Source organism: Vibrio sp. 10N.261.52.A1 (assembly GCF_002876325.1).
Taxonomy (GTDB): domain Bacteria; phylum Pseudomonadota; class Gammaproteobacteria; order Enterobacterales; family Vibrionaceae; genus Vibrio; species Vibrio chagasii.
Genome location: NZ_MCYD01000535.1, coordinates 1 through 5,498, shown reverse-complemented (window position 1 = coordinate 5,498; position 5,498 = coordinate 1). Strand labels below are relative to the sequence as shown.

Sequence of the window (5,498 nt, the reverse complement as noted above, 5' to 3'; positions counted from 1 at the left end):
TGCTCAGCCTGAGCATTGACGGCTTTATCTGTCATTATTTGGATGAAATTGTTTAAAGCTTTCTTGTCATCACCAAAGACTTTCATCACTTTAGCTAACAGCGAGTAATCAGTATGCGACAAGTCGTTAACGACAGGGAATAGGGCGAGCAGTTGACTGTCTATACTGGCTGCTTTCAGCGCTCGACCTACCGCTTGACGACTTATGTTTAAAATTTTTGCTGTATCTTCTTGAGTGAGTTCACCGTTCTTCATCAGCGTTTTGCATTGTAAGCCAATCTCACGCTGGTTGTGCTCTTTAGCCGTTTGTAGCTGTTTTGCTAATGTTTTGGCATCTGCAGTAGACAGTTCATCTTGGGTCACGAGAATTCGGAAGGTTTTTATTCGACCTTCTTGAAGTAAGAACCAAGCGCGGCGGCGAGAGCCATCAAGCACATCGATACGCCCATCTATTTCTCGACCAACAGCAGGGTAAAACTGTTGAAACTCTAACGAGTTCAAATCTTCCAAGGACTCTTTAGTTAGTAAAGATTGGTCACGGCCATTTACATCAAAGGTCACAAAAGAGTTCTGTTTAACCTGGTCGTGTGACAATGTCACCTCGTTGAAGGTTGCAGTTGAACCTGAAGCTAGTTGCCAAACCATTTTCTGACCAACGGACTCCAATCCGAACTTTTCTATGAGGTAATTTTCAGCATTTTGCCCACTTTTTTCTAGCTCAGTGCTGAGCTGATTTGTGAGTGTGTCTAGATTAGCTTTTGCCGCGGACTGTTGTGCTTGAGTTGAACCTGGAGCATTGCCCAGGGGGCTACCGCCACGTTTTTTCGCCATTATTTATTCTCCTGTTCACGCCATACGTTAAGAATATCACGCAAGATCTGGCTGGTAACTTCATAGCTGTTTTGTTGCGCGCCTTGGAAGGTTGCTTTGCTTTTCGGGTATTCACTTTTCGACATATCAAACACCGTCGAGAGTAGGGAGGACGACTGTCGAACAGCTTCGCTGTGTTTGAACTCTTTAGAGTACAAGTAAGGAGAGAAGTGATCGTATAGGTTATTCATGAGTTCGGTGGTAGTGGAGCTATCACGATGGTTAGTCAGTAATATTTTCATGAAGTCGTAGCCTTCGTGGTTCGCGTTTTCTAGTAGCGCCCACACCTGAGGAATGTAGCTGAAGTACGAGCAGGTAGCATCAATATCATTTTCGGTGATCGATAACGGGAATACCACATTCGTAGCGGCAAAGTATGCATTAAAGGTCGCATAGCCTAGCGAAGGCGGGGTATCGATGATGATGATATCGAATTCATCTTTAACACTATCGATGATGTCTTTTAGTAGTGAATAAGGTGAAGCTAAAGTTTGTCCGAATACTTGTTCATGAAACCAGCCTTCCATCGCTCGGTCACTTTGCGCTGCAGGCAAAATACGCAGGTTTGGAATGGTTGTTTCGAGGAACGATTCAGAGATGACTTGTTCAACGGTTTCGCCTTCATCCAGGTCGAACGTCTTCATCATCAGGTCACCGACAGACAAGTTCCCTTCTTGTTCAGCTTCAGGTGCGTAATACATCGATAACGTGGCTTGCCCATCCATATCGATGAGTCCAACACGGTACTCTTGGTGGAATTCAGTCGCTAAACCTGAGGCGATAGTTGCAGCAGAAACGGTTTTTCCAACGCCGCCTTTTTGGTTCTGGATAACCATCACTTGTGTTTTTTGCTGCTTACTACGTATGAATTTAGCATCTTTACGTAGGTTATCTGGCAGCAAGTTACGTACTTTGTACATTTCCGCGATATCAATCGACCATTGTGAATCATCGTGACGGCGAGGGTCTATCTCGGCGGCTGTCACGTATCGATCAAGCGTTTTGGCATCAATGCCAAGGTAGGTCGACGCTTCTGCGCGGGTAAAGTTGCGCAGTTCTTTGCGATGATTAGCCAGTAAACGTTGATTACGACGCTGGATGTAAGCGTCAGCACCAGTTTTAAGCGCTTGAAACGTGGTTGTGGTGTGTTGGTTATCCATTTTCGCCTCCGTGTAGGGATGATAAATAGTATATACCTTAATTTTTGGTGTTGGTATCTAAAAATGAGGGAATTGCTATTTTTCTAGATAAGTATGATAAATGGATAAAGCCGATCACTTAAATTACTTATTAATTACAAGAATTCATTTTTCAACTCCCTTTTAATGCATTCTGACTAACAGAAGTTGAGCTGAGCCGTACAACGACCATGACAACAACAGGAAGTTATTGATATGAGCGAGAATGTACCATTTACAAAACAGAGAACGCGTTTTTGGCTAACGCATTTGGGGGCGGTTATGTTGGCAGCCTTTGCCACACCAACATTGACCGCGGCGGAAGATAAAGCCTTAAAGGGAGCTGTGGATTATTATGTTTTTGGTTTGACGGCCAACGAGAATTTGCCGAACAAGGACAATAGTGCGGCAGCGGGTATTGCACGAATTACATTGAATTGGCTTGCTTACCAGAAAGGAGGTGATACTGGGGCTTTGCAGCTGAGGGTTGATCACAAGCATGCTTATACGGACAGTACACCCTCTGACTTTGTCATGGGTAATGTCGGTGGATGGGGCTTAATTCAGCCGGCTTTTAGTGATATTGGGTTGCGGTTAACCAATTTATATTGGACACAAACCTTTAATGAACAATCTACCGATATGATGGTGGGTTTTTTAGATTCGACGGATTATGTTGATACTTATCAGTTGGGTAACCCTTACTATGGTTTTTCTAACTTACAGTTTAGTACCGGTTCCGGCTCCATCCCAATCCCAGATGAATCAACCTTCGGCGGCGTTCTACGCCATATGATGTCGGAAAACTATTATTTTTATGCCAGCTTTTCTGATGCAAAAGCTGATTCCACTAAGCCTTTCGACGGTGTTGAACAGTTCATCAATGATAATCAATACTTTAAGTCCCTAGAAATAGGTTGGGTGGAGTCGAAAGACGATTTTTATTTGAAGAATTCACACCTAACCGTTTGGCACAGTGATGGGAAGAAAGAGCGAGCCAGTGAGAACTATGGCGTCAATTGGTCGTCTATATATCAAACGGGCTCATGGATACCATTTTTTAGAGCCGGTGTCGCGCAAGGTCCTGAGGCTCTATACAAATCTTCGGTCGTGTTTGGTACAGGATATAGTGGGGTAGGGCCTGGCATGCTTGGTTTCGCTCTTGGTTGGGCTAAACCTAATGCCAAATTAGATGATTCTTACAATTCAGAAATTTATTATCGAATGAATTGGGGGGCGCTCTCGTTAACTCCAAATGTACAATATCTTCACTCTTTACCGTTTAACTCAAAAGCTGATAACAGTTGGATTGTTGGCTTAAGAGGGAACGTTCATTTTAATTTCTAATGTAGACCGCTCTTCCTATTTCATTATGGGAGAGTGGCTCATGGCGACGATGTTTTAAATTAAAGAATGATATTAATTACGAATAATTAATTCATAAAAACCACTGAGATTGCATACCTTTATCTGGATATTAAATGACGTTGAAACCCATGACTAGCAAGGCAATACGACTAGGAAAGCGAAGAAAGGGTTACTCCTCTCGAGATAAGATCCCGCAGGATTACAATGTGCTTGAAGGAGCGCGTCGTAGGATCTTGTATCTGCTCGATAACTTTCCCCACTTTTATGTTTCCTTTTCTGGAGGAAAAGATTCTGGTGTTCTCCTAAATTTGGCTATTCAAGAATCAAGGAAGCGTGGCCGATTGCCTGTTGATGTGCTTATTGTTGACTTTGAGGCGCAGTATCATGAAACCCATGCTTTCATAGAGCGCATGGTAAAGAGTGGAGAAATAAAGCCATACTGGGTTTGCTTACCGCTGAGCTTAAGAAATTCAATTTCACAATTTCAGCCTAAGTGGTTGTGTTGGGACCCTGATAAAGAAGCACAATGGGTTAGGGAAGTCCCCCAACATGAAGGCGTTATTTCTGAATCTGAAGTATTCCCATTTTTCCAAAAAGGGATGGAGTTTGAAGATTTCGTGTTCAAGTTTGCTCATTGGTATCAACAAAAAAAAGGCACCCGAATCGCAGTGTTAATTGGAATTCGAGCGGATGAATCTTTGCATCGTTTTAATACCATTAAAAATCGCTCTAAAAAGAAGTTTGAGGGTAGGTATTGGACAACTCAAATGCAGAGCGACGTTTATATGGCTTACCCTCTCTATGATTGGAGAACTCCAGATGTTTGGATCGCTAACTGGCGCTTTGGTTGGGACTACAATCGTATCTACGATTTAATGCATAAGGCCGGTGTCCCTCTTTCACAACAGCGTCTTTGCCAGCCTTTTGGTGATGAGCAAAGAAAGGGCCTTTGGCTTTATCAAATTTTGGAGCCCCATACTTGGCAAAAATTAGTGGCCAGAGTTGAGGGGTGTAACTTTGGCGCTCGTTACTCAAAAAGCCAAGGGCGTATCCTTGGTTATTATCGTTTTGAATTGCCTGTGGGGCTTAGTTATCGCCAGTACAGTAAGTATCTTTTGAAAACCATGCCGCCACACGTTGAACAACATTACCGGGAGCGTATTTTGAAGTTTTTACAGTGGTGGCGGAAAAATGGTCCAGATAGAGGCGTGACATCTATTCCTGATTACGCTGAGAGTAAATTGGAATCTAAGAAGCAAGTCCCTAGCTGGAGAAGAATATGCAAGGTATTGATTAAGAATGATTATTGGTGTCGAGGACTTTCTTTTGGGTACAACAAGTCCTTAGCGAAACAGTACCACGCTCTTTATGGAGAGGAGAGTAATGCGAATGAAAAATGAATTGATATTGGAAGACCAACACAGCCCCAAGCCAGCCCGTCCCAAACCTACTATTCATCCTAATAAACAAACCATTGATAAAGTGAACATCTTTAATAGGGCGGTAAGGATGTTAGCCGATCTTATTCCTGATCTACCACCTGCGTGTCATGTTGAAATGATCCCGCTTGAAGAAATTGAAGCGAATCAATATAACCCTAATAAAATGGCGCCTCCGGAGAGTAATCTTTTGAGAACCTCGCTCGAAAAAAGTGGCGTCACTATGCCTATTTTGGTTAACCGTCTGAATGTTAGAGAGAAAAAATATGTGGTTATCGATGGATATCATCGTTACCAGCTTCTATTAAATCACCCAGAGCTTCAAGCATTAAAGGGATACATCCCGGCTGTGATACTTAATTTGCCAGAAGAAAAGTGTATGTCGACGTCTGTTCGGCATAACCTTGCTCGTGGTTCACATCAAGTCGAACTTACTGCCGATTTGATCATTCAGCTCAGGGAGATGGGGTGGACGAATAATAAAATTTGTTACGAATTGGGGATGGATCAAGATGAAGTGTTGCGACTACAACAAGTTACTGGTCTTGCTGCTGCTTTTAAAGATCAGGATTTCTCACTGTCATGGGAGTAATCATCTGCGACTATATAAACCGTGCAAACGTTACTCTGTTTACGTCAAATAA

Annotated in this window: 5 protein-coding genes; 3 read left to right on the top strand and 2 right to left on the bottom strand. The window is 42.9% G+C overall.

Annotated elements, in window-relative coordinates:
• Both BCT81_RS07655 and BCT81_RS07650 read right to left on the bottom strand, forming a co-directional pair.
• Positions 1–830: ParB/RepB/Spo0J family partition protein (locus BCT81_RS07655; protein ID WP_102423731.1), on the bottom strand; the 830-nt coding region annotated here is incomplete at its 3' end.
• Positions 830–2,029: a ParA family protein gene (locus BCT81_RS07650; protein ID WP_102423730.1), complete on the bottom strand. Its 1,200-nt coding sequence runs from the start codon at positions 2,027–2,029 to the stop codon at positions 830–832. The genes BCT81_RS07650 and BCT81_RS07655, both read right to left, overlap by 1 nt.
• A gap of 234 nt (positions 2,030–2,263) precedes the next feature.
• On the opposite strand from BCT81_RS07650, the gene BCT81_RS07645 reads away from it, so the two are divergent.
• The 3 genes from BCT81_RS07645 to BCT81_RS07635 all read left to right on the top strand — a co-directional run bounded on the left by BCT81_RS07645 (position 2,264) and on the right by BCT81_RS07635 (position 5,446).
• The gene (locus tag BCT81_RS07645) at positions 2,264–3,394 is read left to right on the top strand and encodes a carbohydrate porin (RefSeq protein ID WP_102423729.1); all 1,131 of its coding nucleotides are present in this window, start codon (positions 2,264–2,266) and stop codon (positions 3,392–3,394) included.
• A gap of 149 nt (positions 3,395–3,543) precedes the next feature.
• The gene (locus tag BCT81_RS07640; RefSeq protein ID WP_102423732.1) at positions 3,544–4,815 is read left to right on the top strand and encodes a DUF3440 domain-containing protein; all 1,272 of its coding nucleotides are present in this window, start codon (positions 3,544–3,546) and stop codon (positions 4,813–4,815) included.
• Entirely contained in the window at positions 4,805–5,446 is a 642-nt protein-coding gene (locus BCT81_RS07635) for a ParB/RepB/Spo0J family partition protein (protein WP_102423733.1), read from the top strand. The genes BCT81_RS07640 and BCT81_RS07635 overlap by 11 nt, the downstream gene beginning before the upstream one ends.
• The last annotated feature ends 52 nt before the right edge of the window (positions 5,447–5,498 follow it).

Bases quoted from the DNA above. Each gene is read 5' to 3' on its own strand.
- BCT81_RS07650 (WP_102423730.1), bottom strand. From the start codon at position 2,029: ATGGATAACCAACACACCACAACCACGTTTCAAGCGCTTAAAACTGGT.
- BCT81_RS07645 (WP_102423729.1), top strand. From the start codon at position 2,264: ATGAGCGAGAATGTACCATTTACAAAACAGAGAACGCGTTTTTGGCTA.
- BCT81_RS07640 (WP_102423732.1), top strand. From the start codon at position 3,544: ATGACTAGCAAGGCAATACGACTAGGAAAGCGAAGAAAGGGTTACTCC.
- BCT81_RS07635 (WP_102423733.1), top strand. From the start codon at position 4,805: ATGAAAAATGAATTGATATTGGAAGACCAACACAGCCCCAAGCCAGCC.